This window comes from Pseudomonas putida (assembly GCF_022627325.1).
Taxonomy (GTDB): Bacteria; Pseudomonadota; Gammaproteobacteria; order Pseudomonadales; family Pseudomonadaceae; genus Aquipseudomonas; species Aquipseudomonas putida_X.
Genome location: NZ_JAETZZ010000045.1, coordinates 1 through 369, shown reverse-complemented (window position 1 = coordinate 369; position 369 = coordinate 1). Strand labels below are relative to the sequence as shown.

General features: G+C 64.0%; 1 protein-coding gene. It reads left to right on the top strand.

Annotated features, from left to right (window positions below):
• A partial coding sequence (locus JNA92_RS25635; protein WP_241807223.1) for an immunoglobulin-like domain-containing protein occupies positions 1–369 on the top strand: 369 nt, incomplete at both ends.

Here is a 369-nt window from a genome sequence, read left to right as displayed (position 1 = left end):
GCCTGGTGCTGAGCGCCACTGGCGATGTCGCTGAAGGCGGTCAGATCGTTTACACCGCCACGCTGAGCAACCCGGCGGGCACGGCGATGACCGTGACCTTGAGCAACGGCGCGACCATCAATATCGCCGCCGGCCAGACCTCCGGTACGGTCTCTGTTCCGGCCCCGGCCGATGACGTCTACAAAGACGCCGGCCAGGTCAAAGTCACCGTTACTGGTACCACCGGTGGCGACTTCGAGAATCTTGCGGTCAATCCGGCTGAGGCCGTAACCAACGTCAGCGATACGCTCGATACCAGCACGGTGACCCTGACCGCCACTCCAAGCGTGGTCGAGGGCGGTACTGTGGTGTACACCGCCTCGGTGTCGG